Annotated in this window: 21 protein-coding genes and 2 tRNA genes; 13 read left to right on the forward strand and 10 right to left on the reverse strand. The window is 58.9% G+C overall.

Going from position 1 to position 23,096, the window contains the following annotated elements; all coding sequences use genetic code 11:
• The first annotated feature begins 103 nt into the window (after nt 1–103).
• From BS627_RS05420 to BS627_RS05430, 3 genes are all read left to right on the forward strand, one after another.
• Nucleotides 104–1,132: a zinc-binding dehydrogenase gene (locus BS627_RS05420; RefSeq protein ID WP_077982233.1), complete on the forward strand. Its 1,029-nt coding sequence runs from the start codon at nt 104–106 to the stop codon at nt 1,130–1,132.
• A 5-nt stretch (nt 1,133–1,137) separates the two neighbouring features.
• Nucleotides 1,138–2,067 (forward strand): lipid A biosynthesis lauroyl acyltransferase, encoded by a 930-nt coding sequence (locus BS627_RS05425; protein ID WP_374636842.1) that lies wholly within the window; start codon nt 1,138–1,140, stop codon nt 2,065–2,067.
• Between the two features lie 280 nt (nt 2,068–2,347).
• The gene (locus BS627_RS05430; protein WP_035240634.1) at nt 2,348–3,043 is read left to right on the forward strand and encodes a hypothetical protein; all 696 of its coding nucleotides are present in this window, start codon (nt 2,348–2,350) and stop codon (nt 3,041–3,043) included.
• Nucleotides 3,044–3,075: 32 nt separating this feature from the next.
• Here the strand turns inward: BS627_RS05430 and BS627_RS05435 are convergent, their stop codons facing one another.
• Nucleotides 3,076–3,879, reverse strand: a complete 804-nt coding sequence (locus BS627_RS05435) for a TSUP family transporter (protein ID WP_077982235.1) — start codon at nt 3,877–3,879, stop codon at nt 3,076–3,078.
• Between the two features lie 183 nt (nt 3,880–4,062).
• On the opposite strand from BS627_RS05435, the gene BS627_RS05440 reads away from it, so the two are divergent.
• The 5 genes from BS627_RS05440 (at nt 4,063) to recJ (ending at nt 10,224) form a co-directional block, all read left to right on the forward strand.
• On the forward strand, nt 4,063–5,022 hold the full coding sequence (locus BS627_RS05440) for a nucleoside hydrolase (protein ID WP_077982911.1): 960 nt from the start codon (nt 4,063–4,065) through the stop codon (nt 5,020–5,022).
• A 293-nt stretch (nt 5,023–5,315) separates the two neighbouring features.
• On the forward strand, nt 5,316–6,536 hold the full coding sequence (locus tag BS627_RS05445) for an LL-diaminopimelate aminotransferase (RefSeq protein WP_077982236.1): 1,221 nt from the start codon (nt 5,316–5,318) through the stop codon (nt 6,534–6,536).
• A gap of 60 nt (nt 6,537–6,596) precedes the next feature.
• A complete protein-coding gene (locus tag BS627_RS05450) occupies nt 6,597–7,907 on the forward strand; it encodes a homoserine dehydrogenase (RefSeq protein ID WP_077982237.1) in 1,311 nt (436 codons plus the stop codon).
• Nucleotides 7,908–8,093: 186 nt separating this feature from the next.
• Nucleotides 8,094–8,318: a hypothetical protein gene (locus BS627_RS24475; RefSeq protein WP_003524853.1), complete on the forward strand. Its 225-nt coding sequence runs from the start codon at nt 8,094–8,096 to the stop codon at nt 8,316–8,318.
• A gap of 97 nt (nt 8,319–8,415) precedes the next feature.
• Nucleotides 8,416–10,224 carry a single-stranded-DNA-specific exonuclease RecJ gene (gene recJ / locus BS627_RS05460; protein WP_077982238.1) on the forward strand — a complete coding sequence of 603 codons (1,809 nt, stop codon included), beginning with the start codon at nt 8,416–8,418 and terminating at the stop codon, nt 10,222–10,224.
• 128 nt (nt 10,225–10,352) lie between these two features.
• Here recJ and BS627_RS05465 read toward each other — a convergent pair.
• The 6 genes from BS627_RS05465 to BS627_RS05490 all read right to left on the reverse strand — a co-directional run bounded on the left by BS627_RS05465 (nt 10,353) and on the right by BS627_RS05490 (nt 15,527).
• Nucleotides 10,353–10,427 (reverse strand) — tRNA-Glu (locus BS627_RS05465).
• Between the two features lie 449 nt (nt 10,428–10,876).
• A tRNA-Glu gene (locus BS627_RS05470) sits at nt 10,877–10,951 on the reverse strand.
• Between the two features lie 303 nt (nt 10,952–11,254).
• Entirely contained in the window at nt 11,255–12,028 is a 774-nt protein-coding gene (locus tag BS627_RS05475; RefSeq protein WP_077982239.1) for an amino acid ABC transporter ATP-binding protein, read from the reverse strand.
• A gap of 11 nt (nt 12,029–12,039) precedes the next feature.
• Nucleotides 12,040–13,197, reverse strand: coding sequence for an amino acid ABC transporter permease (locus BS627_RS05480; RefSeq protein WP_077982912.1), 1,158 nt, complete (start codon nt 13,195–13,197; stop codon nt 12,040–12,042).
• A gap of 2 nt (nt 13,198–13,199) precedes the next feature.
• The gene (locus BS627_RS05485; RefSeq protein ID WP_077982240.1) at nt 13,200–14,396 is read right to left on the reverse strand and encodes an amino acid ABC transporter permease; all 1,197 of its coding nucleotides are present in this window, start codon (nt 14,394–14,396) and stop codon (nt 13,200–13,202) included.
• Between the two features lie 108 nt (nt 14,397–14,504).
• Nucleotides 14,505–15,527 carry an amino acid ABC transporter substrate-binding protein gene (locus BS627_RS05490; protein ID WP_162520376.1) on the reverse strand — a complete coding sequence of 341 codons (1,023 nt, stop codon included), beginning with the start codon at nt 15,525–15,527 and terminating at the stop codon, nt 14,505–14,507.
• A 377-nt stretch (nt 15,528–15,904) separates the two neighbouring features.
• Between BS627_RS05490 and BS627_RS05495 the strand changes: the two genes are divergently transcribed.
• Nucleotides 15,905–17,092, forward strand: a complete 1,188-nt coding sequence (locus BS627_RS05495; RefSeq protein WP_077982241.1) for a cystathionine beta-lyase — start codon at nt 15,905–15,907, stop codon at nt 17,090–17,092.
• Between the two features lie 2 nt (nt 17,093–17,094).
• Here the strand turns inward: BS627_RS05495 and BS627_RS05500 are convergent, their stop codons facing one another.
• Together BS627_RS05500 and BS627_RS05505 are read right to left on the reverse strand one after the other, a co-directional pair.
• Nucleotides 17,095–18,276 (reverse strand): FAD-dependent monooxygenase, encoded by a 1,182-nt coding sequence (locus tag BS627_RS05500; RefSeq protein ID WP_077982242.1) that lies wholly within the window; start codon nt 18,274–18,276, stop codon nt 17,095–17,097.
• A gap of 30 nt (nt 18,277–18,306) precedes the next feature.
• Nucleotides 18,307–18,552, reverse strand: coding sequence for a zinc-finger domain-containing protein (locus BS627_RS05505; RefSeq protein ID WP_035261222.1), 246 nt, complete (start codon nt 18,550–18,552; stop codon nt 18,307–18,309).
• 170 nt (nt 18,553–18,722) lie between these two features.
• Between BS627_RS05505 and BS627_RS05510 the strand changes: the two genes are divergently transcribed.
• The 3 genes from BS627_RS05510 (at nt 18,723) to BS627_RS05520 (ending at nt 20,811) form a co-directional block, all read left to right on the forward strand.
• Nucleotides 18,723–19,499: an alpha/beta fold hydrolase gene (locus tag BS627_RS05510; RefSeq protein ID WP_077982914.1), complete on the forward strand. Its 777-nt coding sequence runs from the start codon at nt 18,723–18,725 to the stop codon at nt 19,497–19,499.
• Between the two features lie 143 nt (nt 19,500–19,642).
• Complete coding sequence (gene cysE, locus BS627_RS05515; RefSeq protein ID WP_077982243.1) at nt 19,643–20,467, forward strand: serine O-acetyltransferase; 825 nt, start codon at nt 19,643–19,645, stop codon at nt 20,465–20,467.
• 140 nt (nt 20,468–20,607) lie between these two features.
• A complete protein-coding gene (locus tag BS627_RS05520; protein WP_003502851.1) occupies nt 20,608–20,811 on the forward strand; it encodes a DUF3126 family protein in 204 nt (67 codons plus the stop codon).
• 58 nt (nt 20,812–20,869) lie between these two features.
• Here the strand turns inward: BS627_RS05520 and BS627_RS05525 are convergent, their stop codons facing one another.
• Nucleotides 20,870–22,264 carry a cytochrome P450 gene (locus BS627_RS05525; protein WP_077982244.1) on the reverse strand — a complete coding sequence of 465 codons (1,395 nt, stop codon included), beginning with the start codon at nt 22,262–22,264 and terminating at the stop codon, nt 20,870–20,872.
• A 116-nt stretch (nt 22,265–22,380) separates the two neighbouring features.
• Here BS627_RS05525 and BS627_RS05530 point away from each other — a divergent pair, with 116 nt between their 5' ends.
• On the forward strand, nt 22,381–23,043 hold the full coding sequence (locus tag BS627_RS05530) for a TetR/AcrR family transcriptional regulator (RefSeq protein ID WP_077982245.1): 663 nt from the start codon (nt 22,381–22,383) through the stop codon (nt 23,041–23,043).
• The last annotated feature ends 53 nt before the right edge of the window (nt 23,044–23,096 follow it).

The raw sequence follows: 23,096 nt of genomic DNA on the forward strand, positions 1-23,096 counted from the left end.
CGGAAACGCGCCCGTTTCTTTGATTTCGCATTCCAGCCGCAAAACCGTTACAGAGTTTTGCTGGAATGATTTTAGGTAACGCCTTCGGGCGAAGGACTGATATATGCGCGCTCTTCAACTCGTCGACGACCGGAAGCTCGAAAAAGTGGACCTGCCCGAACCGGACGCTCCGGGCCCGGGCGAGGTGACGCTGCGCGTCAAGGCCGTGGCGCTCAATCATATCGACGTGTGGGGCTGGCGCGGCATGGCTTTCGCCAAGCGCAAGATGCCGCTCACCATCGGTGCGGAAGCCTCCGGCGTGGTCGAGGCCATCGGCCCCGGCGTTTCGAATGTGCTGCCGGGCCAGCTGGTCTCGGTCTATGGCGCGCGCACCTGCGGGCTCTGCAAACCCTGCCGCGAAGGCCGCGACAATCTGTGCGAACATGTTCAAGGCGTTCACGGTTTCCATCTCGATGGCTTCGCGCAGGAAAAGATGAATATTCCAGCACGCCAGCTCGTGCCGGCACCGCACGGCATTGACGCCGTTGCTGCGGCGCTCGCGCCTGTCACTTTCGGCACCGTGGAGCACATGCTGTTCGACAATGCCAAGCTTGAGCCGGGCGAAACCATTCTCATCCATGCCGGCGGTTCCGGCATCGGCACGGCGGCCATTCAGCTTGCCAAGAAGATGGGCTGCACCGTCATCACCACAGTCGGTTCCGACGACAAGATCGAACGGGCGAAGGCGCTCGGGGCCGATCATGTCATCAACTACCGGACCGACCGTTTCGAAGGCGTCGTGCGCAAGCTGACGAAAAAGAAGGGTGTCGATGTTGTCTTCGAACATGTTGGCAAAGACACTTTTGTCGCCTCGATGTTCTCGCTGAAGCGTGGCGGCCGTCTCGTCACCTGCGGCTCTACCTCGGGCGTTTCCACCGAAATCAATCTGATGATGCTGTTCCAGCAGCAGCTGAAGCTGCTCGGCTCCTTCGGCTGCCGCATGGAAAACATGGCCAATGCCATGCAGAAGATGGCACGCGGCATCGTTCATCCCGTCATCGACACGGAAGTCACCTTCGACGATATCGACCGGGCACTGGAGCGCATGGAAACGCGTCAGGTATTCGGCAAGATCGTTCTGCGAATGGACTGAGCATCTTGAAGCTGTTCCTGACACGGATTGTCCTGAAACTGGACCACTTCCGGCAGTGGCTGATTGCGACGCTCGCCTTTGGCCTCCTCAACCTGCTGAAGCTTTTTCCCGCCGATGCCGGCATTCGCGCCGCCGACCGGCTGGCGCGCTGGGTGGGGCCGAAAACCGGGCGCCACAAGCTGATGCTTTACAATCTGGCCCGCGCCTTCCCGGAGAAATCCGAGGAGGAGCGGCTTGAGATCGCCATGGATAGCTGGGCCAATATGGGCCGGCTTGCGGCGGAATATGTATTTCTAGACCGGCTGTTCGATTTCGATCCGGAAAAGAACAAGCCGGGCCGCATCGAGGTCGAGGGCATTCCGACCTTCCTCGAGCTGCGCGACAATCCTCGGCCCTTCATCGTCTTTACCGCCCATAGCGGCAATTTCGAGCTCTTGCCGGTTGCAGGCTCGGCTTTCGGTCTCGATGTAACGGTACTGTTCCGGCCGCCGAACAATCCTTTCGTGGCCGACAAGGTGTTCAATTTCCGCAAGGAACGCATGGGCAATCTTGTGCCCTCGCATGCCGGTTCCTCCTTCGCGCTTGCGCGGCAGCTGGAAAAGGGCGGTGGTGTCGGCGTGCTCGTCGACCAGAAATTCGGAAAGGGCCTGACGACGAAGTTCTTCGGCCTTGAAGTTCGCACCAATCCGCTGCTTGCCAAGCTGGTGCGGCAATTCAACTGCGATGTGTATCCGGCCCGTTGCGTGCGTCTTCCCGACAATCGCTACAGGCTGGAAATAGAGCCCAAGGTTGAAATTCCGCGCGATGAGAAGGGCAATGTCGATATTCAGGCGACGGCGCAGCTTCTGAACGACAAGGTGGAAAGCTGGGTGCGCGAATACCCCGGACAATGGCTGTGGTATCACGACCGGTGGGATGTGAAGCACCAGATTTGAGTTCATTGTGGTGCGGCCGGAGTTTGTACGATTTTTACGACATTCGGCCGGAGAATGATGCATTTCGATATTTTTCCGTATTAGCGGAACCTCATTTTTCGTTCATGGATTATCGAAATTGAAAAATTAGCGGCTGCTGTGATATTTTGGACAACAATCCCCGCGGCGTTCCCGCGTTTCGTTACGTCATTTTTAAGCGCAAAGACGCTATAATCGAGGGGCAAAGGGTTAATCCGTTCGCATAGGTAGCGGGGGTTATGCCCGTTCAGGGAGAGTTGGGTTGAAAGATTTGATTGAGTTGTTCTGGCTGCGTTATACGGAACTGCAATCTGCCGTTGGTAAAAACGAAGCCGACAAGATTGCCGTGCTGGAGCGTGAACTGGAACAGCTCCTCGAGCGGGTTGTCGGACGCAAGACAGAAAATTCCGAAGATATTCGCGAGCAGTTCCGTTTTGCCATCGATCTCCTCAACCACGAGGCGGAAGACCTTGGCTGCGTGCAGCGCAACTCCGAGCTTCTGCGGACGCTCGTTGATCGTTACGTCGGCATGCCTTCGAAGGCCAAAGTCGTTGGTGACGAGGACGAGGACACGCTGGAGTGGCACCATCGCCACCTGATCCTCGATGAAGACATGCTGAACGATCTGGATGATCCCGTTGTGATCGTTACGCCTGGTTATCGCGTCTCGTTCGCCAATTCTCTCGACGCATTTCAGCGCAATGCGCCGGAAGGTCTTGTGGGGTGCCATATTGCTGAACTGGTTGGCGTTCACCGTTTCCAGAACGACCTCAGAGACAAGCTGGATAATTGTTTCAAGGGCGATACGTCGAAGTATACCTACGCGGAAGACCAGAACGGTCGCACGATCGTGAAATCGTTGGAAATGTCGCCGTGTTACTCATCTGCCTACAAGCTTGTCGGCGCCATGGTCGTCATCCGCGAAATCGAGGACCGCAGACGCCGCGCCACAGCGTGACGTTATACGCCTGTCTCTGACGACAATCCCTTTTATTTCGGGAATATCGTTTCCCATATCGTCGCGATGGACCACGCGGATGAAGCGTCGACAAGAAGCTTCATCGCCATGGCCAGGCAGGAAAGCACCAGCAACGGGCGGATGATCTTCGCACCGTTTTTCATCGCGAAGCGGGAGCCGATCTGTGCGCCGATGAACTGGCCGACGCCCATGGCGAGACCGAGCTTCCACAAAACCGCACCACCCATTGCAAAGACGAGAAAACCGCCGAAATTCGAACCGAGGTTGAGAAGCTTCGTGTGGGCGGTCGCCTTCAGCATTCCGAAGCCGGCAAGGCTCACAAAGGCCAGCATGTAAAAAGACCCTGCGCCGGGGCCGAAAACACCATCGTAAAAACCGATCAGCGGTGCGACCGCAAGCCCGAACACGAAGGGCGTGATGCGGCGATGGCTGTCGATATCGCTGAGCTGTGGCTTGAAGGCGAAATAAAGCGCGATCGCAATCAACAGGAACGGCATGACGGCGCGCATCAGATCGGCTGGCACGAAGGCGGCTGTCAGCGCACCGAGCATTCCGCCGGCCATGGCCATCAGCGCCATAGGCAGTTGCTCTTTGAGGCTAACGTGGCCTCGTCTCGCATAGGCCAGTGTCGCAGAGGCGGAACCGAACTGGGCCTGCAGCTTGTTGGTGCCGAGCGTATCGAGTGGGGCAATTCCCATGATCATCATCGCCGGAATGACGATGAGACCGCCGCCGCCGGCGATGGAATCGATAAAGCCGGCAAAGATGGCGACGCAGAAAAGGACGAGAAAAACGTTGAGGGCGATGTCTTGCACTGGGGATGTCCGGGCAGGCGGCGGGAGAGGGCTTCTTCTTTCACTGAAAAGACTGCCACGCAATATTTTTCTGCATGACATGCCGCTTGCGGGGGGATTGCGGTGTTGCCGCTTATCGTTATGTTTCCGTGGCGCGTCGCCGGAAAAAGCGGATGGCGCTTGAGACATATGGATGAGGGCATTATGCATAAAGTGATATTCGATACGGATCCCGGTGTGGACGACGCCATGGCGCTTCTGTTCCTGCATCGTCACCCCGATATCGATCTGATCGGCGTCACCACGGTTTTCGGCAACGCCCCCATCGATATCACCACCCGCAATGCACTCTTTCTCAAACGGGAATGGCAGATGAATGCACCGGTGGCGAGAGGCGCCGGGGTGACCTTCGATCCTGCCCGCAAGGAAGGCCATTGGCCGACCTTCATCCACGGCGAAAACGGCCTCGGCGATATCGATATCCCTGAAACCATCGATCTGCCGCTCGATCCGCGCCCGGCCCATCGCTTTATCATTGAGACGGTGAAGGCCTATCCCGGTGAGGTGACGCTGATCGCGGTCGGCCGCATGACCAATCTGGCGCTGGCACTGCGTGAGGAACCGGATTTCGCCGCGCTGGTCAAGGACGTCATCGTCATGGGCGGCGCCTTCGACATGAACGGCAATGTCTCGCCGGCGGCCGAGGCGAATATTCATGGCGATCCGGAAGCGGCCGACCTTGTCTTTACCGCGCCCTGGCGCGTCACCGTCGTCGGTCTCGACGTGACGACAAAAACCGTGATGACAAGCGCCTTCATGGCGGAGATGGCGGAGGCTGGCGGCAAGCCCGTGCAGTTGCTTTCCGACCTGTCGCAGTTCTATATCGATTTCTACAAGACCCGGACCGGCGACGGCATGGTGGTGCATGATAGCTGCGCCTGCGTTTATCTCGTTGCACCGGAACTGTTTACCACCCGCAGCGGCCCGGTGCGCGTCGTCTGCGGCGGACTTGCCGACGGCCAGACGATCCAGAAACCGGATGGCCGCGCTTTTCCGCCGGGCGACTGGGACGGGCATCCGAGCCAGCTTATCTGCACGGATATCGAGCCGGAACGCGTGCTTTCGGTCATCCGTGCGGCAATTGTGAAGGGTGAGCGCGGCTGAAGGGCCGTTCTTGAGCATGGCTTGCCTTGCATTTTCCAAGAATCTGGCGTTATGCAAGTTCCCTGATCATAGTGCGCGATCTGCCTTGCGGGAAGGGCTGCGAAGGCCGAACCGGAAGGACGGGCGGATCACCGTTATGCAGCGTGGGCCGAGAAAAGCCTTGTAGGTTTTCCCGTTCTTTGCGCTACAATGAATAACGCCTGCCGGGTCGGTTCGTGTCGGCGGCGTTTAAAAACAAAAAACGAACCTTCGTTATGGGCCGGTGGAACCGGTCCATTCCCATGAGGAAAGTGATGGAAGAGTTTCACAAGGTCCGGCGTCTGCCGCAATACGTCTTCGAACAGGTCAACCGTTTGAAAGCGAGCGCGCGAGCGGCCGGGGCCGATATCATCGATCTCGGCATGGGCAATCCCGACCTTCCGACTCCGAAGGCCATTGTCGACAAGCTTTGCGAGGTCGTCCAGGATCCGCGCACCCATCGTTATTCCTCGTCCAAGGGCATTCCCGGCCTTCGCCGCGCGCAGGCCGCCTATTATGCCCGCCGTTTCGGCGTCAAGCTGAACCCCGATACGCAGGTCGTCGCGACCCTCGGCTCCAAGGAAGGTTTCGCCAATATGGCGCAGGCCATCACGGCACCTGGCGACGTGATCCTGTGTCCGAACCCCACCTATCCGATCCATGCCTTCGGCTTCCTGATGGCGGGCGGCGTTATCCGCTCGATGAATGTCGAGCCTGACGACAGCTTCTTCGGACCGCTGGAGCGCGCCGTGCGCCACTCCATCCCGAAGCCGCTGGCGCTGATCGTCAACTACCCGTCAAACCCGACGGCGCATGTCGCCTCGCTCGATTTCTACAAGGACGTGATCGCTTTTGCGAAGAAGCACGAGATCATCGTGCTGTCCGACCTTGCCTATTCGGAAATCTACTTCGACGACAACAATCCGCCGCCTTCGGTTCTCGAAGTTCCCGGCGCCATCGATGTCGCGGTGGAGTTCACCTCCATGTCTAAGACCTTCTCCATGCCCGGCTGGCGCATGGGCTTTGCCGTCGGCAACGAGCGGCTCATCGCGGCGCTGACGCGGGTGAAATCCTATCTCGATTACGGCGCCTTCACGCCGATCCAGGTTGCGGCGACGCATGCGCTGAATGGCGACGGCTCCGACATCGCGGAAGTGCGCAGCGTTTATCGCCGCCGCCGCGACGTCATGGTCGACACGTTCGGCAAGGCCGGTTTCGAGGTTCCACCGCCGGCGGCGACCATGTTCGCCTGGGCGAAAATCCCGGAAAAATTCCGCCATCTCGGCAGCCTGGAATTCTCCAAGCTACTGGTCGAGAAGGCAGATATTGCCGTTGCTCCCGGCATCGGCTTTGGCGAAATGGGCGATGATTACGTCCGTCTCGCGCTCGTGGAAAACGAGCATCGAATTCGTCAGGCAGCGCGCAATCTGAAGCGTTTCCTGTCGAGCGCAGACGAAACGATGCACAATGTCGTTTCGCTGAACGCCCACAGATAAGGGCAACCGAAGGCGGCCGGGCCTCGGCCGCCACCATCACCAGCAATCAGGAACATACCCATGGCAGATTCATTGAGAATCGGCATAGCGGGGCTCGGCACTGTCGGCGCTTCGCTCGTGCGCATCCTCCAGCAGAGAAGCAACGAACTTGCGATTACCTGCGGACGCGCGATTGAGATTATTGCGGTGAGCGCGCGCGATCGTTCGCGCGACCGCGGCATTGATCTCAAGGGTATTACCTGGTTCGACACGCCGGAGCAGATGGCGAGCGAAGCCGATATCGACGTGTTCGTCGAACTGGTCGGCGGTGCTTCCGGCCAGGCGGAAAATGCGGTGCGCGCCGCACTCGCCCGCGGTCTCCATGTGGTGACAGCCAACAAGGCGCTGCTGGCCAAGCACGGCGTCGAACTGGCGACCCTTGCCGAAGACAAGGGCGCGCTGCTAAACTTCGAAGCGGCGGTGGCCGGCGGTATCCCCGTCATCAAGGCGCTGCGTGAGTCTCTCACCGGCAACCATGTGTCGCGCATCTACGGCATCATGAACGGCACCTGCAATTACATCCTGACCAAGATGGAGAAGGAAGGGCTGTCCTTTGAGGCGTGCCTGAAAGAAGCGCAGCGGCTGGGTTATGCCGAAGCCGATCCGGCTTTCGATATCGAGGGCAACGACACAGCCCACAAGCTTGCCATTCTGACAACGCTTGCCTTCGGCAACAAGATTTCGGCCGACGATATCTATCTGGAAGGCATCACCAATATTTCCAGCGAGGACATTCAGGCGGCCGCCGAACTCGGTTACCGCATCAAGCTTCTCGGCGTGGCGCAGGTGACCGAATCCGGCATCGAACAGCGCGTGCATCCGACCATGGTGCCGCTCGATTCCGTTATCGCCCAGGTGGATGGCGTCACCAATGCGGTGGCGATCGAATCCGACATTCTCGGGGAATTGCTGATGGTTGGCCCGGGTGCGGGCGGCAACGCCACGGCCTCCGCCGTACTGGGCGACATTGCCGATATCGCCAAGAGCCGTCCGGGCGCCCAGCAGGTGCCGGTTCTCGGACGTCCGGCGAAATCGCTGACGGAATATCGTCGCGCCAAGATGAAAAGCCATGAGGGCGGTTATTTCATTCGCCTGACGGTGAAGGATCAGGCTGGCGTCTTCGCCTCCATCGCCACCCGCATGGCGGATAACAACATCTCGCTCGAATCCATCGTGCAGCGCCAGCGCGTGCATGTGGAAGGCGCGCCGCAGACCATCATCCTCGTCACCCATGCGACGATGGAGGATGCGATCCGCAAGGCGGTGAAGGCGATCAAGAACGAGAAATATCTCGTCAGCGAGCCGCAGGTCATCCGCATCGAGCGGACCTGAGCCGTTTCATTATTTTGATGACATCAAAAGCCGCGCTTCCAGATGGAGGCGCGGTTTTTCGTTGTATTGCAGCCGGCATCACGCCGGTCGTCGGGCACCCATAAAATTTGAGGGGAAGGCATCGGAAACGCTGGAAAACAAGGCGATTCGGCACTATGGTCAATCCGTTCACCAAGCGAGGGAGGCGTGGCCGTGACATCGATCATCCTGTTCAAGGACAATAAGCGCGCAGGTGTTGCAGCCGCCCATCACCGGGCGCGGCCTCACAATGCCAACGACAATATTCGCAGCATGGAATTCGACATGGGGGAGCATGAGCGCAATTGGTGTTCGCTCGCGGTCTTTTCGTTGCTGCTGCTGGTCGGCGCCGTCTCAATCGTCAGCCCGTTTTTCTCGATTTTTTCGGTGTGACTCCGTCAAGGCGCGTTTTTGCTTGAAAAACACGCCTTCGCCATTTAGCCCGTTCTAACCAAGGCGCGGAACGCGCATGAGAAGATGAAGGGACAGGATGGCAATGTTGGAGCCGGCCGATACCGTGGCCCGCGCATTTCTAAGCGTGGAGCGGTCGGCGACAGAACAGCGCTGGGTATCGCGGCTGGATCAGGCCGGGCAGAACCGCGCGCTGGCAATGTCTCAGGTCCATGGGATTCCCGAATTGATTGCGCGGGTGCTGGCCGGGCGTGGCGTGGGCGTCGATGACGCTTTGGCGTTCCTCGATCCGACCATTCGTTCGCTGATGCCCGATCCGCATATGCTGACCGATTGCGAAGAGGCTGCCGAAAGGCTGGTGCGTGCCATCGAGACCGGCGAGAAGGTGGCGATATTCGGCGATTACGATGTTGATGGCGCTGCCTCTTCGGCGCTGATGTATCGCTTTCTCGCGCATTTCGAGTTGATGCCGGAAATCTATATTCCCGACCGCATTTTTGAAGGGTACGGGCCGAACCCGGCGGCAATGCAGCAGCTGGCCGCCAATGGCGCGACGCTGATCGTCACCGTCGACTGCGGTTCCACCAGTCATGAGTCGCTTCGGGCCGCAAAGGACGCCGGAACGGATGTGGTGGTGATCGACCACCATCAGGTCGGCACGGAACTGCCGCCAGCGGTGGCGCTGGTCAATCCCAATCGCGAGGACGATCTGTCGGGGCAGGGGCATCTCTGTGCCGCCGGTGTGGTGTTTCTGGTGCTGGTGGCCACGTTGCGGCTGCTGAAGGACAGACGCAACCGGCAGGCCTTCACGCTCGATCTGCTGTCGCTGCTTGATATCGTCGCGCTTGCGACGGTCTGCGACGTGGTGCCGCTGAAGGGGCTGAACCGCGCTTATGTGGTGAAGGGGCTGATTGCCGCACGGCACATGAACAATGCGGGACTTGCGGCGCTGTTCAAGAAGGCGGGGCTCGGCGGGCCTGTGACCCCCTATCATTTCGGTTTCCTGATCGGGCCGCGCATCAATGCCGGCGGCCGCATTGGCGATGCCGCGCTTGGCAGTCGTTTGTTGACGATTGATGATTCCTCGCAGGCCGAGGTGATTGCCGAGCGGCTGGATGAGCTTAATCGCGAGCGGCAGGCCATGGAAGCCGCCATGCTGGCTGAGGCCGAGGCCGAGGCGCTGTTCGAATATGGCGACGGCTCCGGTGCGGGCGTCATCGTCACCGCCCGGGAAAACTGGCATCCGGGTATTGTCGGATTGCTTGCCTCGCGTCTGAAGGACCGTTTCCGTCGTCCAGCCTTCGCCATTGCCTTCGATCCCTCCGGCAAGGGCACCGGCTCGGGTCGCTCGATCAACGGCTTCGATATGGGGCGCATGGTGCGCGCCGCCGTGGAGGCTGGGTTGCTGGTCAAGGGCGGCGGCCATGCCATGGCGGCCGGACTGACGGTGGAGCGCGCCAATCTCGGCAAGCTCAGGACATTCTTCGAGGAAGCGGCCGCAAAGACGGTGAACGAGCTGGTGCAAAGCAGCGTGCTGAAGATCGATGGCGCCATCGGCGCATCAGGCGTGACATTGCAGCTTGTCGACCAGCTGGAACAGGCCGGTCCTTACGGATCAGGCCACTCGCAGCCGGTTTTTGCCGTGCCGGCGCATCGCCTGCGCGATGTAAGGCTTGTGGGCACAGCGCACGTCAAAATCACGCTGGAGGCCATGGATGGCTCGCGGCTGGACGGCATCGCGTTTCGCGCCGCAGAAGCGCCTCTGGGGCAGATGCTGCTGAATGCACGTGGCAGGAACATTCACGTCGCAGGCACGGTGGGTGCCGATCTCTGGCAGGGCCAGAGGCATGTGCAGCTGCGCGTACTGGACGCGGCTTTCGCACCCTGACGGGGCTGCGGATCAAACTTCCATTTTATGGGAAAAGCTTACTGACCGCCGGAAGCGGTATGCGTCTTCATTCTCACGCATCGCGTGAGGATTCTAATGCAGATCACTGATTTTCAAGGAAAAGCAAGTGGCACGCCCTAGGGGAGTCGAACCCCTCTTTTCAGAATGAAAATCTGACGTCCTAACCGATAGACGAAGGGCGCGTGCGCTTGTGGTGTGGCGCCCTTATAGTCACGCTCCCGTTGCTCCGCAAGCGGAAAAATCGATTTTTCTCGCTTCGTGACGAGTTTTTTTATGGAGGACGGAAAGGCTGTGGAAAACTGCGCTGGAACCGGCCAAGGCCTTGAAATATCGCCGCTATCGCGGCGCGTCGGCAATGCCTTCATGCCTCGTGGAAGGCCCGGGAAGCGCTTTTCCAACCCTTAGCTGGCATCTGCTGCCCGCCAAACAGAACCGCGCTGTGATTTGGCTGGAAGGGGAAAGGCAAGCGGGTCGATTTGCCTGTTGGCGTTTCGGCCAGCTTGCCTTCCATCGGGGGGACAGCATTCTAACGTGCTCGGCGAGAATCGGTTCCGCTGCATTGATCGCGCGTAGCGATTTTGCGAACTGACGCGGTGCATCTACATTTTGAAGAGGAAAACACGAAGGCAAGTGGCACGCCCTAGGGGAGTCGAACCCCTCTTTTCAGAATGAAAATCTGACGTCCTAACCGATAGACGAAGGGCGCGTGCGCTTGTGGTGTGGCGCCCTTATAGTCAGGCTCCCGAAGGTCTGCAAGCGGAAAAATGCATGATTTGACAAAAAAATGACATGGGCCACCAGAACCCCTGGAAAACAAGGATTCTCGTTTCGTAACAATTGGTTAAACTGCGATGTCGAGCGCATTTTTGTGCTCTTGGCGCTTCGAGAGCGGTGGAATCACAAAATCGAAATCGTCGCGCTCGTGCATGGAGATAAAGATTTCAGCAGATCTCCAGAAACGAAAACGGGGCCGAAACGGCCCCGCTCGATATACGTGTCGATTGCAGTCTCAGTGCAAAATCTGGCTGAGGAACAGCCGGGTGCGCTCATGCTGCGGATTGTCGAAGAATTCGGCGGGCGAATTCTGTTCGACGATCTGGCCCTGGTCCATGAAGATGACGCGGTTTGCGACCTGACGGGCAAAGCCCATTTCGTGGGTTACGCATAGCATGGTCATACCGTCTTCGGCGAGGCTGACCATGGTGTCGAGCACTTCTTTCACCATTTCCGGGTCGAGCGCCGAGGTCGGCTCGTCAAACAGCATAATCTTCGGCTTCATGCAGAGCGAGCGGGCAATCGCCACGCGCTGCTGCTGGCCGCCGGACAGCTGGCCGGGATACTTATTCGCCTGCTCGGGGATCTTGACGCGCGTCAGATAGTGCATAGCCACTTCCTCGGCTTCCCTCTTGGGCATCTTGCGAACCCAGATCGGCGCCAGCGTGCAGTTTTCAAGGATCGTCAGATGCGGGAAGAGGTTGAAGTGCTGGAACACCATGCCGACTTCACGACGCACTTCATCGATCTTCTTGAGATCGTTGGTGAGTTCTATTCCGTCGACATTGATCGTACCTGACTGATGTTCTTCCAGCCGGTTGATGCAGCGGATCATGGTGGACTTGCCCGAGCCCGAAGGGCCGGCGATGACGATGCGCTCACCTTTCATGACCTTCAGGTTGATATCGCGCAGCACGTGGAAGTCGCCATACCACTTGTTCATGCCGATGAGTTCTATCGCCACGTCCGTAGTCGAGACGGCCAGTTCTTTTGCTTGGGTTTCTGCCATTTGAGCGTCCCTTATCGTTTATGCCCGGTGTCGAGGTGCCGTTCCATGAACAGCGAATAACGCGACATGCCGAAGCAGAATATCCAGAATACGAAGCCTGCGAAAATATAGCCAGTCATGGCGGTGACGGGCGTGGCCCAGTTCGCATCCGATTGGTTGAGTGTGACAATACCGAGCAGGTCGAACATGCCGATGATCGAGACCAGCGACGTATCCTTGAACAGCCCGATGAAGGTGTTGACGATGCCCGGAATGACGAGCTTCAGCGCCTGCGGCAGCACGATCAGTCTCGTCTTCTGCCAATAGTTCAGGCCGAGTGAATCTGCACCTTCATATTGTCCCTTTGGAATGGCCTGCAGGCCGCCGCGGATCACCTCCGCCATATAGGCCGAGGAGAATAGCGACACGCCGACGAGCGCGCGCAGGAACTTGTCGAAGGTCCAGCCATCGGGCAGGAACAAAGGCAGCATGATGCTGGCGAAGAACAGCACGGTGATCAACGGAATGCCTCTGATGACTTCGATGAAGAGCACGCAGAGCATCTTGATCACCGGCATGTTGCAGCGCCGGCCGAGCGCCAGAAGAATGCCGAAGGGCAGCGACACCGTGATCCCGAAGAATGACAGGATGAGCGTCACCATCAGGCCGCCCCAGAGCTGCGTTTCGACCACAGGCAGGCCGAAGACGCCGCCGATAAGCAGGAAAAACGCAATGAAGGGCAGGATGATGAAGAGCGCCAGCGCATTGAGACGCTTGAACGGCGCCTTCGGAATGAGCATCGGGATCAACAGGATGGTGAACATCACCATGACGAGGATCGGACGCCAGCGTTCATCGATGGGGTAGCGGCCAAAGACGAATTGGCCAAGCTTGGCCGAAACGAAAGCCCAGCACGCACCGGACTGGCCGTCCGGCAGGGCGCCGCCCTGCGAAGCGGTCAGGCAGGCGATACGATCGCTGCCGGTCCATACCGCGTCGATGAACAGCCAATCGATAATCGGTGGCACAATATAGGCCAGCAGAGCGATGGCAATGACGGTGAAAACCGTATCCTTCGGCGTAGCGAAGAGTTTGGTGCGCAGCCAATGCGTTACCCCGACCGCGCTGGATGGCGCGGGGCGGGCTTCTTCAATGGTCTGTCGCACGAAGGCTTGGTTGCTGATCGTCATCGTCATCTCTCCACCAGGGCCATTTTCGCGTTGAACCAGTTCATGACCACGGCCGTGAGCAGGGACAGCGAGAGATAGATGACCAGCCAGATTGCAACGATTTCAACCGCCTGACCCGTCTGGTTCAGGATCGTGCCGCCAACCGAGACGATGTCGGCGAAACCGACGGCGACTGCGAGTGACGAGTTCTTGGTCAGATTGAGATACTGGCTCGTCAGCGGCGGGATGATGATGCGCATCGCCTGCGGAACGACGATCAGTCGCGTCGTGGTGCTGGAACGAAGTCCCAGTGCATCCGCAGCTTCCGTCTGCCCCTTCGCCACGGCCTTGATGCCGCCGCGAACGATTTCGGCGATAAAGGAGGCGGTATAGAAGGAGAGCGCCAGGAACAGCGACATGAATTCAGGTGCGACGACCGCGCCCCCGGTGAGATTGAACCGTCCGGCGATCGGATAGTCGAATGTCAGCGGCGCGCCAAGCGCCAGAAATGTGGCCAGCGGCAGGCCGATGATGAGAAGCGTCGCCGTTATTCCGGTACGGAACTGCTGCCCGGTTCTCTCCTGTCTGGCTTTCGCCCAGCGATAAACGAAGAAGCTGAGGACAATGGCGACGAGAAAGGCCAGCGGCACGAGCCAGGTGCCTTCTCCCCACAACGGCTTGGGAAAGAAGAAGCCGCGATTGTTGAGGTAGGTTCCGAGTGGAAGTTCCAGCGATTCGCGCGCCTGCGGCAGAACCGAGATGACGCCCTTGTACCAGAAAAAGATGACGAGCAGCGGCGGGATGTTGCGGAAAATTTCCACATAGGCCTGCGCGAGTTTCGAAATCAGCCAGTTGTTGGACAGCCGGGCGATGCCGACGATGAAACCGATGATCGAGGCGGCGATGATGCCGAAAAACGCAACCTGGATCGTGTTGAGAATGCCAACGAGCAATGCCCGGCCATAGGTCGCATCGCTGGTATAAGCGATCAGCGACTGGCCGATATCGAAACCGGCTCTTCCATCGAGGAAACCGAAGCCGGACGAGATGTTTGACCGTTGAAGATTGGTGATCGTATTCGTCACGATGATCCAGACGAAGGCGGCCAGGACGACGACTGTCAGGACCTGATAAAAAATGCCGCGTATGCGTGGATCGTAGATAAATGACGACGCGCTTTGCGCGCGCGATCGTTGCGAACTGACCGCGTTGCCTGCCATAGGCACCTTTCCCTTTTATATGCTCTTTGCGAGCTTATTTATATAATTTGAAGCGGAGGCCGGGCGTTGCCCAGCCTCCTTATATGATCTAGCCGGTAATGGGGCCGATCAACGGACCGGCGGTGCGTATTGCAGGCCGCCCTTGGTCCACAGCGCGTTCTGGCCACGCTCGATCTTCAGCGGAGAGCCTGCGCCGACGTTGCGGTCGAAGACTTCGCCGTAGTTGCCCACCAGCTTGATGATGTTGTAGGCCCAGTCGTTGGTCACGCCGAGATCAGTGCCGATCTTGGTGCCTTCTTCCGTGCCGAGCAGGCGCTTCACGTCCGGATTGGCGCTGTTCTTCTGCTCATCGACATTCTTGGAGGTGACGCCAAGCTCTTCGGCGTTGACCATCGCATAGTGAACCCAGGTCACGATGTCGAACCACTGGTCGTCACCCTGGCGAACGGCCGGGCCAAGCGGTTCCTTGGAGATGACTTCCGGCAGAACGATGTTTTCTTCCGGGTTCTTAAGCTTCAGACGGATGGCGTAGAGACCCGACTGGTCGGTGGTGTAGACGTCGCAACGACCGGAATCATAGGCAGACGTCGCGTCGGATTCCTTTTCGAAAACGACCGGGTTGTACTGCAGATTGTTGGTCTTGAAGTAGTCGGCCAGGTTGAGCTCGGTGGTCGTGCCGGTCTGAACGCAGACGGCGGCGCCGGAGAGTTCAAGAGCGGACTTCACGTTGAGGCCCTTCTTGGCGATGAAGCCTTGGCCGTCATAATAGTTGACGGTGCGGAAGTTGAAGCCCAGCGACGTATCGCGGCTGATCGTCCAGGTGGTGTTACGGGTCAGAACATCGACTTCACCGGACTGGAGAGCCGGGAAGCGGTCCTTGCTCGAAAGGGCGACAAACTTGGCTTTCGAAGGATCACCGAAAACCGCGGTGGCGATACCACGGCAATAGTCAACGTCGATACCGGACCATTCACCCTTGTCATCGGGATTGGAAAATCCCGGAATGCCAGCACTAACGCCGCACGTGACGAAACCTTTCGACTTGACATCCTGAAGCGTCGCAGCCGAAGCGACCGAGGCTCCTCCCAAAACTGCTGCGCCGATGGCGGCTGACAGAATTGCCTTTTTCATTTTTCCCAACCTTTGTTTGTTATCGTCACTTGGAAGAGGACCGGCATATTTATTTTCCCCAGCTCCCCCTTCAGCGAGATCTTTTTCGATCCGCTCTTTCTATCACAATCGCAATTGGCAGCGGGGTCAAGACGTGCGGGCAATAATTGTGCCTATAAAACGGAATTTTCCAAATTTTGGTCGGGAAGTGTGCAAAGGGTGAAAATATAAGCATATTTTTGCGGAAATTTGCACTTGCTTAGTATTTGCATACTTCTTGTATTCTGGTTGGCGACGGGGTCGCTCCGACCCGCTCTGGCGTCCCTGCCGGACTTGACCTTGCGTTGCACTCTTAGCATTGTCGAACGCGTCAATGTTCCTTCGAAAGTTGATCTGAAATGACCAAGACAAATGACCTGCTTTCCGCCGCAGGTGTGAATACGCGCCTGGCCCACGGCGGCAACGATCCCGCCGACTGTTTCGGTTTCGTCAATCCGCCCATCGTGCGTGGCTCGACTGTGCTTTTTCCCGACGCGGAGACGCTCTCGACCGAAAACCAGAAATACACCTATGGCACCCACGGCACGCCGACGACGGATGCCTTGTGCAATCTCGTCAACGAACTGGAAGGTTCGTTCGGAACTATCCTTGTGCCTTCGGGTCTTGCGGCCATTACCGTGCCATTCCTTGCCTATCTCGCCGCCGGTGACCATGCGCTGATCGTCGATTCCGTCTATTTCCCGACGCGCCGTTTCTGCAATACGATGCTGAAGAAGCTGGGTGTCGAGGTGGAATATTACGACCCGGCAATCGGGGATGGCATAGAGGCTCTCATCCGGCCGAACACCAAGCTGGTGCATCTGGAAGCGCCAGGCTCCAACACCTTCGAGATTCAGGATGTCAGGCTGATCGCGGATATCGCTCACCGGCATGATTGTGTGGTGACGATGGACAATACCTGGGCGACGCCGCTTTATTTCAAGCCGCTCGATTTCGGCGTCGATGTCTCCATTCACGCCGCCACCAAATATCCTTCGGGCCATTCGGATGTGCTGATGGGTTTCGTTTCGGCCAATGAAAAGCACTGGAAGGCGCTTGATCAGGCCAATGCCAATCTGGGCATCTGCGTTACCTCTGACGATGCCTACCAGATCCTGCGCGGCATGCGCACCATGGGAATCAGGCTGGCGCACCATCAGAAAAGCGCGCTCGATATCGCCACATGGCTGGAGAGCCGTGACGACGTCGTTCGTGTACTGCATCCGGCGCTGCCGAGTTTTGCAGGGCACGAACTCTGGAAGCGCGACTTCAAGGGCGCAAGCGGTGTTTTCTCCTTTGTGCTGAAGGCGGAGGAAGGCAAATACAAGCAGGCGGCGGCCGCTTTCCTCAATGCGCTGACCTTCTTCGGGCTGGGCTATTCCTGGGGCGGGTACGAATCGCTTGCCGTTTCGGTCTCGCTTGTCGACAGAACCATTGCCAAGGGCCCTTCGGAAGGGCCGGTCATCCGCCTGCAGATCGGGCTCGAGGATATCGCCGATCTCAAGAAGGACCTCGAGGCCGGGTTTGCGGCTGCGGCCGGGATTTAACCTCAGCCTTTGGCGCGGTAGCCGTAGAGCCAGTCGAAATCCTTCAGGAAGGCGTCGGTGGGGCGCGTGGAAAACACGAAGTCCCGCGCAATACGCACCGGGCCTGTGGCGTGATAGGCAAAACGGTTGAGGGAGGCCCGCTTGCGGGCCTTTTCTATGCGCGGCAGGCGCAGGGCCTCAAAGCCGGCAAGGGCCTGCCGCAAGGGCAGGGGCTTTTCGGCATTGCCGCCTGCCGTCGCCCACGCAAGTTCAAACGCATCCTCTATCGCCATCGCGGCGCCCTGCGCGGCGAAGGGCATCATGGCATGCGCCGCATCGCCGATCAGCACCGTGTCACGGCCATTATGCCAGCGGCCGGGGCCGGCCTGATAGAGCGGCCAGAAGGTCGGATTTTCAGACGAATCGAGCAATCGGACGATATCCGGGCTGAAGCCGCGAAACTGTTCCAGCAGCATGGCTTTCTGCCGCCCGCCCGATTCCGCCCGCCAGGTTGCGCCCGGGTCGGCGCCGAGCGCGATGGCGACAATGTTGAAGCCGCCGACTTCCTTCAGCGGATAAGCGACGATATGGCCGCCGGAGCCGAGATAGGCGGTCACGGCGCTTTTGTTGATGGCTGACGGCACATCGTTTGCGGCGACCGTGAAGCGCCAGGCAATATTGCCGGAGAAGGTGGCTGCGGGGGCGGAAGGGACCGCGAAACGCGCCGCCGACCAGACGCCGTCCGCGCCGACGATCAGGTCATGGTCACGGAAGGTGGTTGCGGCAATCACGTCCACCGTCGCGTTTTCGATGCGCTTGCCGAGATGAAGGCGGCAGAGCGGGTTACGTGTCACCGCCTGGAAAAGTGCATTCTGCAGCGTCGAGCGGTGCAGTACGCCGTAGGGTGCGCCCCAGCGGCTGCGGGCCACCGCGCCCATCGGCAGGGAGAGCAGCGTGGCCAGCGATTTTCCGGAGGCGAGTTCGACGCTGAGAGGTTCGGTCCAGCGCGCCTCGATATCAGGCAGTACCCCAAGCGTGTCGAGAATGCGGGCGGCATTGGGCGAGAGTTGCAGGCCGGCGCCCACTTCCGTCAGCTCACCGGCCTGCTCGATGATGTCACAGTCGATCCCGTAACGGGCAAAAGACAGGGCAGCGGTGAGACCGGCGATGCCGGCACCGACAATGGCTACGGATTTGATGGGCATTGGTGCGCCCCGATCAGGAAAAGTGGAAGGTCAGGCGGCCTTCACATGGAAGACGCAGCCCGGAGGATTGGTCTGCTCGGCCTTCAGCGACGGATTGTAGCGGTAAAGGGTGGAGCAGTAGGAACAGACCTTCTCATTGTCGTCGCCCATATCGATGAAGATATGCGGATGATCGTAAGGAACGGAAGCGCCGGTGCACATGAATTCCTTGACGCCGATCTCGATCATGCGGTGTCCGCCATCGTTCTGGAAGTGGGGAATGGAATGCCCGGCCATGTTCGTCTCCAAATGCAATATCGTTATCGAGCCGCAATCCGTCTTTGCGTGCCGGCTCGTCGTTGCGGATATGTAGACTCAAACGCATTGCATCTCCATAAAAATCGTCAGCAAAACATGTTCAACATCGCTAATTCCTGCCATACGGTCCGGCAAAAAGGATGTCCTTGATGAATCTCAACGCGCCGCAGTTTTCCGATTTTTCCCATGACGGCCTTCGTCTTGCCTATTTCGACGAGGGTGATCCGGCGGGCGAACCGGTTCTTTTGATCCACGGCTTCGCCTCCAGCGCCAATGTCAACTGGGTGCATCCCGGCTGGCTGAAGACGCTGGGTGAGGCGGGCTACCGCGTGATCGCCATCGATAATCGCGGCCATGGCGCAAGCGACAAGCCGCACGATTCCGAAGCCTATTATCCGCCCGTCATGGCCGGGGACGCGGTGGCGCTGCTCAATCATCTCGGTATCGCCGAGACGCATGTGATGGGCTATTCCATGGGCGCGCGCATTTCCGCATTTCTCGCCATGGCGCATCCGGAGCGCGTGCGGTCGCTGGTCTTCGGCGGGCTTGGCATCGGCATGGTCGAAGGCGTTGGCGACTGGGATCCGATTGCCGCGGCGCTTCTCGCACCTTCGCTCGATGTCGTCACCCATGAGCGCGGCCGCATGTTCCGAGCTTTTGCTGACCAGACGAAAAGCGACCGGCTTGCGCTTGCCGCCTGTATCGAGACGTCCCGGGTTCTCGTCACCCGCGAACAGGCGGCAAAGATCGATGCGCCAACGCTGATCGCGGTTGGAACGAAGGACGATATTGCCGGTTCCGGTACGGAGCTTGCCGCGATCATGCCGCATGCGCGGGCGATCGACATTCCCGGCCGCGACCACATGCTGGCCGTCGGCGACCGGGTGTTCAAGGCGGCGGTGCTGGAATTTTACCGCTCGCTTTGAGCGGGCGCGGCAAGAAACGTTTTTTCATGCTGCATGAAGAAAAACTGAAGCCTTGCCGCCTTTAAAGTCGTCATTCGAATCCCATTTCTAATGCACGTCTTTTTCTGTATAAAGAACGACCACTGCAAACGAGGAGACCATTCATGGTCGCACGTACCGAGGCCCGTCAGCCGGAACAGCTGGCGATCGTCGATCCCATCTGGGGCAGCCTGCTCAATGAAGCTCGAAGTGCTGCGGCACAGGATCCGCTGCTGTCGGCCTTTCTTTATTCGACCATCCTCAACCACCGGTCTCTCGAAGAATGTGTGATCTACCGCATCTGCGAACTCCTCGATCATCCCGACATGCAGGCCGTGCTGCTGCGCCAGACCTTCCAGGACATGCTGGATGACTGGCCGGAATGGGGAAGCGTGCTGCGCGTCGACATTCAGGCCGTTTACGACCGCGACCCCGCCTGCACGCGCTTCATGGAGCCGCTCCTCTATTTCAAGGGGTTCCAGGCCATCCAGACCCACAGGCTCGCCCATTGGCTGCTGCAGAAGGGCCGCAGGGATTTGGCGCTTTATCTGCAGAGCCGCTCATCGAGTATCTTCCAGACCGATATCAATCCGGCCGCGCGCATCGGCAAAGGTATCTTCCTTGATCACGCGACGGGGCTGGTGGTCGGCGAGACGGCGGTGATCGGTGACAACGTCTCCATCCTCCACGGCGTCACGCTCGGCGGCACCGGCAAGGAAGGTGCGGACCGCCACCCGAAGATCGCCAATGGCGTGATGATCGGTGCGGGGGCGAAAATCCTCGGCAATATCGAGATCGGCAGCTGCTCGCGCATTGCCGCCGGTTCGGTGGTGCTGAAACCCGTTCCGCCGAAGACCACGGTTGCCGGCGTGCCGGCGCGGGTGGTGGGAGAAGCAGGGTGTTCGGAACCCTCGCGTCTGATGGACCAGCTTATCGGGGCCGATATCTGACCGGCCCTGTCGCGCTCTGATGGGCCGGCATTTTCACGGTTGTGCGTGTGGAAGACGCGGATGACGTGCCGCTTTCACTTTACTTTGGCCTTTATCCCATGCCAAAAGCGGGCCAACGTGAACCGCACAGGAGAATAGTGGTGAAAGCCGACGAAATCAAAAAACTCGACGCCTATTTCAAGCGCACTTTCAATGAAAAGATGATTGTGAAGGCGCGTCCGCGCAAGGACGATTCCGCCGAAGTGTATCTTGGCGAAGAGTTTCTCGGCGTCGTCTACATCGATGACGAAGACGGCGACCGTTCCTACAACTTCTCCATGGCGATCCTCGACGTCGATCTGTGATCGTCACCATCCGGTGACGGATGAGTTTCGCATTCAATGAAACAGTCGCCCGTGGTGGTTACACCGCGGGCGATTTGTTTTGACGCTCTGTGATCTGCATCATCAGCCGCTCCTGCGGCCGCAATGTCACCCGCATCAGCGGTTCCGCCGACGTGGTGGTTTTGTTTTCGAGATGGTTCGTCTGAAGGATGACGGCAAGGATCGCCACGGCCTCCATCATCGCGAACGCATTGCCGATGCAGACACGCGGCCCGGCGCCGAATGGCATATAGGCGTATCGGTGGCGCGCCTTCACCTTCTCGGGTTCAAAACGTGACGGATCGAAGCGTTCGGGTTCGTCCCAAAGGGCCGTGTGCCGGTGTACGGCATAAATCGGTACGTACAACACGGTTCCGGCCGGAATGTCATGTTCGCCGAGCCTGAAGTCTTGAAGCGCGGTGCGCGTTATGACGGGGGCAGGCGGGTAAAGCCGCATCGCCTCCGAAAACACCTGTCTGATATAGGTGAGATTGGCGACATGTTCGGCTGCAACCGGCTTGCCGGCGGTGACGGCCTCGATTTCCTCAACCACCTTTCTTTCCATTTCCCGCTTCTGCGACAGAAGATGAAATGTCCAGGCAAGGCCGAGGGCAGTCGTTTCATGGCCGGCGGTTATGAAGGTCAGCAGATTATCGATGATATCAGTGTCGTTCATTGTCCGGCCTGTTTCCGGGTCCCTGGCTTCAAGCAGCATGGAGACGAGATCGGCCCTGTCGGTGGGATTCTGCCGCCGGCCGGCGATCACCGTTGCAAGGCTGGTGCGCAGGTAATCGACCGCGGCGCGCGCTTTGCGCCGGCCGGGATGCGGCAGCCATTCCGGTGCGCCCAGCATGGCAAGTGCGAAGGTCCAGCCGGTCGGTTTCAGGTAATCGGTGATGCTCTGCTCCACGCGGCCGATATCGATGCCATATCCGCCCGACATCATGGTTTCGACGATGATGTCGAAGGTGGTCCGCATCATTTCATGGCCGATATCGATGTCGGCGGTGGAGGACGAGTGCCAGCGTGTTTGCGTGCGGCGGGCCGTTTCGATCATGACGGGCAGCAATTCCAGCAGCTTTTCATAGCGGAAGGCGGCGGCGACGGATTGCCTTTGCCACCTCCAGTGATCACCGTCGGCCGTCAGAAGGCCTTGGCCAAGCGCGGGGCCGAGTGCCCGGCGGACATCTTCACCCTTGCCGAGCAGAGCGGCATTCTTCACTAGAGCCTCGTGGATGAGCACGGGATCGGCCAGATGAACCCGCATGATGCCGCCGAGGTGGCTAAAGACCGCGGGTTCGCTGAAAATCTCCGGCGGCAATGCCTTCAACGGATTGCGGATAAGGGAGAGAGCGAGACGCGCCGTGGCGAGTTTCGATACGGATTGCGGTCCGGTCGTATCGGTGGACGGGGTGCGAAGGCCGGTTTCGGTCATCTGCTGGTCCTTTATGCCCGTTGAACAATGGCAACTTGCTGTTAAGGTGTGTACCTTATTTTTGAATAATTTAAGGTGATCACCTTAATTTTCAATAGCGGGATGCGATTTCGATAATGAGCAATGATGCGAAACGACCGGCGCGTGCTCGATCCTCCACGCGCGACAGGATTCTGGATACCGCTCTTGACCTCTTCAACGGGCGGGGGCCAGACCGTGTAACGACGGCGGAAATTGCCGGTGCGGTGAAGATCAACGAGGGTAATCTCTATTACCATTTCCGTACAAAGGAATCGCTGGTTCTTGCGCTGTTTGCGCGCTTCGAGGCCGATGCGGTGGCATTGGTCGCAACTGTCGATGGGGCGGATGAGGGCGCGGCGGAAACCTATGCCGGTTTCCTGCGGCAATGGTTCTCGCTGGTGTGGAACTACCGCTTTCTGTTTCGCGATCTCGTCGGTCTGCTTGCGCTTGCGCCGGGACTGGTGGAGCCGGTGAGGACGATAAGTGCTGAGATGCGGCTTGCCGTTGGAGACATCGTCGGGCGCATGCAGAAAGCGGGGCTGGTGATTATTCCCGAAAATGAGCGCGATGCGGTTTTGACCAATCTGTGGATCGTCTCGACCTATTGGGCGGCCTATCTCACTCTGCAGGACGGTGTCAGCGAATTTGGACCACAGCAACTAGAGTGGGGCTTGCGGCAGGTCTCCAGCCTGTTCAGGCCTTACCTCTCGGCGGACGCCATTGCCGCGCTCGAAGCGCTTGCCAGAAACGAAGCGTAATATCTCCATTCGGAGACATGGAGATAAAAAACGCCCGCGGCGAGATTGCCGCG

The organism is Agrobacterium salinitolerans (genome assembly GCF_002008225.1).
Classification (GTDB): domain Bacteria; phylum Pseudomonadota; class Alphaproteobacteria; order Rhizobiales; family Rhizobiaceae; genus Agrobacterium; species Agrobacterium salinitolerans.

Excerpts from the sequence above, each read along its gene's own strand:
- BS627_RS05420 (WP_077982233.1), top strand. The coding sequence starts at position 104 with ATGCGCGCTCTTCAACTCGTCGACGACCGGAAGCTCGAAAAAGTGGAC.
- BS627_RS05440 (WP_077982911.1), top strand. The coding sequence starts at position 4,063 with ATGCATAAAGTGATATTCGATACGGATCCCGGTGTGGACGACGCCATG.
- BS627_RS05445 (WP_077982236.1), top strand. The coding sequence starts at position 5,316 with ATGGAAGAGTTTCACAAGGTCCGGCGTCTGCCGCAATACGTCTTCGAA.
- BS627_RS05450 (WP_077982237.1), top strand. The coding sequence starts at position 6,597 with ATGGCAGATTCATTGAGAATCGGCATAGCGGGGCTCGGCACTGTCGGC.
- recJ (WP_077982238.1), top strand. The coding sequence starts at position 8,416 with ATGGCAATGTTGGAGCCGGCCGATACCGTGGCCCGCGCATTTCTAAGC.
- BS627_RS05475 (WP_077982239.1), bottom strand. The coding sequence starts at position 12,028 with ATGGCAGAAACCCAAGCAAAAGAACTGGCCGTCTCGACTACGGACGTG.
- BS627_RS05480 (WP_077982912.1), bottom strand. The coding sequence starts at position 13,197 with ATGACGATCAGCAACCAAGCCTTCGTGCGACAGACCATTGAAGAAGCC.
- BS627_RS05485 (WP_077982240.1), bottom strand. The coding sequence starts at position 14,396 with ATGGCAGGCAACGCGGTCAGTTCGCAACGATCGCGCGCGCAAAGCGCG.
- BS627_RS05490 (WP_162520376.1), bottom strand. The coding sequence starts at position 15,527 with ATGAAAAAGGCAATTCTGTCAGCCGCCATCGGCGCAGCAGTTTTGGGA.
- BS627_RS05495 (WP_077982241.1), top strand. The coding sequence starts at position 15,905 with ATGACCAAGACAAATGACCTGCTTTCCGCCGCAGGTGTGAATACGCGC.
- BS627_RS05500 (WP_077982242.1), bottom strand. The coding sequence starts at position 18,276 with ATGCCCATCAAATCCGTAGCCATTGTCGGTGCCGGCATCGCCGGTCTC.
- BS627_RS05505 (WP_035261222.1), bottom strand. The coding sequence starts at position 18,552 with ATGGCCGGGCATTCCATTCCCCACTTCCAGAACGATGGCGGACACCGC.
- BS627_RS05510 (WP_077982914.1), top strand. The coding sequence starts at position 18,723 with ATGAATCTCAACGCGCCGCAGTTTTCCGATTTTTCCCATGACGGCCTT.
- cysE (WP_077982243.1), top strand. The coding sequence starts at position 19,643 with ATGGTCGCACGTACCGAGGCCCGTCAGCCGGAACAGCTGGCGATCGTC.
- BS627_RS05525 (WP_077982244.1), bottom strand. The coding sequence starts at position 22,264 with ATGACCGAAACCGGCCTTCGCACCCCGTCCACCGATACGACCGGACCG.
- BS627_RS05530 (WP_077982245.1), top strand. The coding sequence starts at position 22,381 with ATGAGCAATGATGCGAAACGACCGGCGCGTGCTCGATCCTCCACGCGC.